General features: G+C 56.4%; 1 protein-coding gene and 3 pseudogenes. 1 reads left to right on the forward strand and 3 read right to left on the reverse strand.

The window, feature by feature from the left end:
• From IEY43_RS17955 to IEY43_RS17965, 3 genes and pseudogenes are all read right to left on the reverse strand, one after another.
• Positions 1 to 192: pseudogene (locus IEY43_RS17955) on the reverse strand (IS256 family transposase); the annotation flags it as partial.
• 176 nt (positions 193 to 368) lie between these two features.
• A complete protein-coding gene (locus IEY43_RS17960) occupies positions 369 to 1,805 on the reverse strand; it encodes an IS1380 family transposase (protein ID WP_188950389.1) in 1,437 nt (478 codons plus the stop codon).
• A 725-nt stretch (positions 1,806 to 2,530) separates the two neighbouring features.
• A pseudogene (locus tag IEY43_RS17965) lies at positions 2,531 to 3,349 on the reverse strand (transposase); the annotation flags it as partial.
• A gap of 135 nt (positions 3,350 to 3,484) precedes the next feature.
• Here IEY43_RS17965 and IEY43_RS17970 point away from each other — a divergent pair.
• Positions 3,485 to 3,742, forward strand: a pseudogene (locus tag IEY43_RS17970) (transposase family protein); the annotation flags it as partial.

Raw genomic sequence — 3,742 nt, forward strand, 5'->3', positions numbered from 1 at the left:
GGCACGGATGATCTGCTGAATGAATCCGTCTTTGCCGTCGAGCTGGATTTCTCCGCGGTCGATGAATCCCATGAGTTCGTCGAACGCGCCGGATTCCTTGACGGCGTCCATGGAGCCGAGGGCTGCGATCTTCTCTGCGATGTCGGAGGCGTTTTCCATGCTCTGTTCGGTCTGGTCTTTCTGGATGGTCATATCGTGTTTTTCCTAGTCTCTTTCTATCAATTGACTAGGGGTCTTACACAATCCATCTGACAGGCTCTCTGCCCACGCCACAGAGCGCCTGAACCACCGACGCGCAATGCCAGGCTCCACCGACCCGGGCTGAAAAGACCTTTCGAAACCAAAGAAACAACAAGACAACCACCAGTTCATGCCGCCAGCTCACCATGCCGCCACCGCTGAAATAGCAAGCCGATGCCCTCAATCAATTGGCATAGCAGCTGGGCTCCCGGAGCTCTCTGCGGAATCAGCAACCGGCGCTGCCGGCCACCAGAAATAACCTTCCCTGCCATGGAAAACAGCCGGAACCGCCACCGCTTCAGATCCCAGCAACCTGCCGCATGGTCACTAGGCAACACAACCAGTTGCAGCCACGACACCAAATTCACCGCGAACATCGCTAGGTCAGCCCACGCCTGATTCGCGGCAAAAGACCAATACGGCAGCTTGCCCAACCCCGTGCTCTTCAGCGTTTTGATCCGGTTCTCGCACCGGCCCCGCGCCCGATGCCGGGCATCGAGGAACGCCACGTTGAACCGCGGACTATTGGTCAAGAACGCAGTCACCCTGTTCCCGTCGGTATCGAACAAGTTCGCTTTCGCCCCGGGATACAACGGTTCAGCCCGCAAATAGATCCTTGTCCCCGCAGGGTAGTCCTTCAGCTCGATGACCTTCGTTGCGTCGATCACCCACGCATCATCACGCTGATCCCCGTCAGCATCCAGGGCTGGTTCCCAGTACTTCTTCTCATCGATCCATCGGATGAACCGTTCTTTGACCACCGGCAGCGAATAGGAGGTGGAGAACTGGATCCCCAACGAATCCAGATGATGCAAGAACTCACGCGAGGAGCTGGCACTATCGGTGCGGACCAGAATCTTCTCTGCCTGCAGGTTTCCGTGCTCGTCGTAAAGGTCATCAGGTAGCTGCGCCAACGCCTGGTTGAGCACTTCGATATGCGACTTCGCGGAATTCGCTCCGCGGTTTCCCGGGCGCAACTGCACGGCGAGGGCTTCACCTGTCCCGTTGGCTTTGCCGTAGTCCGCCATGGCGATGATGGGTGAGAATCCGTATCCACCCTTATAGGTGCCGGCACTGTGTTCCTTGTCCGAGTGGACATGAACCAAGGTGGCATCGACGTCGATGATCAGCGGGTTGGCTGGCGTGGCCAGCCGGGCAGGATTCCGTGGCCCGGCCGCAGCCCAGATTTTGGTGCGCAGGCTTCGGGTCATGGTGGCGAACCCGTAGGAGAAAGCTTCGGGCTGTTCCTTGATCCGGCTCATGAACCTGCTGACCGTCGCATCGGACGCTATCGGTCCGAAGAGTTCTGGTGCGGCGCGCAGCTGGTCAATGTCTGCGGCTTGCTCGCCACCGGCGGCCATGGACAAGGCCAGCGCACCAAGGATCTTTCCTGGCCGGTGGGTTGCGGTGGCTGGCACGAACTGGCTGAACCGGTCTTCGCAGAGTTGGCGGAAGTCCAGGGCGTTCAGGAAGCTGGTGAGCACCGATAGCCCAGCATGGGAGATGAGGGCTTGGCCGGTGAGTTGGGTCGGGAGGGCAGGGAAAACGTGGGTAGAATGGTTCACTGAAAAGGTGATCCTTGATTTCGGTGGAATAGAAGCTAGACACTCCTATTATCCCAAGTCCGGATCACTTTTTCGTTTTAATGACCGTTAATTACGTGCCCGCCATGAAACCACTGGGCTAGACGCTATGATCCCATGCGAAAACGACGTGCGCTGATATTTGGTGGTGCTGGCGACCCGCGGATCAGTCACGAGAGCCACTTGCTTTGGTGGCTTCGGCATAGGTTTGAGCATCATTGCGTATGATCTCTTAGCGAGCACTCATTGATAAACCGTATCCCATCGGTCTAGAACATCGGGAGCACCCGATCGGGGGTAGGGTAGGGCGAGCATTTCTTAGCTGAGGTACGAATACCATTTCGCGAGTGTTTTATATGCGACTTGCCCTCCATAGACAATCTCACGTGTTTCGTTTAGTCTGAACAGATAGACCAGTTTTTGGAAGTTTAGGAGGTAGTTCAATGGCATGCGCATGTCAAGATAAAGTAAATAATCACAACGGACGATGCCCGGCCTGCAACGAAGCGATTGTGCATAATATTGATAAGTCGCGACACAGCTGCTCCTTCGGCACCTGCAAATAAAAAGACTAAGCTGCCACCCATCGAAATTGGTGGCAGCTTTTCTGCGCATTCAATTATTAATCGATAAGACTTGACTTATGAGCAAGAAGTGGTGTCTGGCCCGGGTATGTCACCCGGAGCAAACCACCGAATGCCAGTTTTTTAGCTACTACGTCCTGCCCAGCCGGCCTTTGAGAAGAGTCCTTCCTCGGCAACAGCAGCCCTGCCATAAAGCTCAGGACCGATCAGTTCCTGTGCCGGCTTCTGCCGGGCTTCGTGCTGCTTCACTAGCTTTTCTGATTCCTTGATCAACAATGGGAGTTTGGCTCGGCTCTGCTCATCGGCGTGAGTCCAGCAAAACCATTCACACGCACGCCGACGATGCTCAAGGGGCATCCCTCGATGATGCCTGATCATTGCTCTGATCCCGGAGTTGATCACTCCTTCAATCATGTTTGTCGTGGCGCTAATGCCCAGGGAAGCAAGCTGCGGCTTCAGGTAGGTGAACAAGTGGCCACGTTTCAAAACGGAGCTCATCGCGTTGTAGGCCTTGATCAGTCGTTCGTGGGTTGGCCACGACTTTCTGGTGCGGTTGACACCTTTCGGCCAAGGGCCACTCCAGTCTTTGGCGTAGGTGCGTTCATCGAGCAAGTACTGATTTTTTGACTGCCAGTTCCCTAAAGAAGCCGCCCAGTTCGCAGCTTCGTCCCGGTTCGTGATTCTGGTGAGTTGCAAGCTCAAATACCGTAGTGACTTGCCCGCTTCGCTGCGCGGCTTCAGCGTGAGGTGTGTTTTCACGGTGCGTTGGATATGCACTAAGCACCGTTGAATTTCCACGCCGGGCCAAAGGGACTTCAGTGCTTTGAGCAGCCCTGAGCCACCGTCGGTGACGACAACCTTGGGTTGCGGGAAGTGCTTGAGCAACTCGATCCAGGCCGCTGACTTTTCCTGGTCGCACCATTGCCACCCGATGACTTTGCCGGCTCTTCAGAATTCAGAGTGTAACCGCCTAAACCCAACACCCCGGATCCCGGGCATGTCGCCAAAGCACGAAAAAGTCGAGGCCTTCGCGAAGAATGGAAGTTCCTACACAACCTTCTTCGAAAGACCTCGACGTTGCTCAATCCTACCTTCACCGCACCAGACCTCACGACATTCGCAGGCCTGAACCAGCTGGGCTTGACCGCCATCGGGCAGCACCTCAGCACGGCGAAAGCCGAGATTTTCTGCCACGTCACCACCCCGGACCCGTGGTGCCGCATCTGCGGTGGCACCGCGGTTCCCCGCGATACCGTCACTCGCAGACTCGCCCACCAACCCTTCGGCTGGCGGCCCACCGTCCTGGTCATCAGGCACCGCCGCTACCGCTGTGGC

The organism is Glutamicibacter protophormiae (assembly GCF_014647495.1).
Lineage (GTDB): Bacteria > Actinomycetota > Actinomycetes > Actinomycetales > Micrococcaceae > Glutamicibacter > Glutamicibacter protophormiae.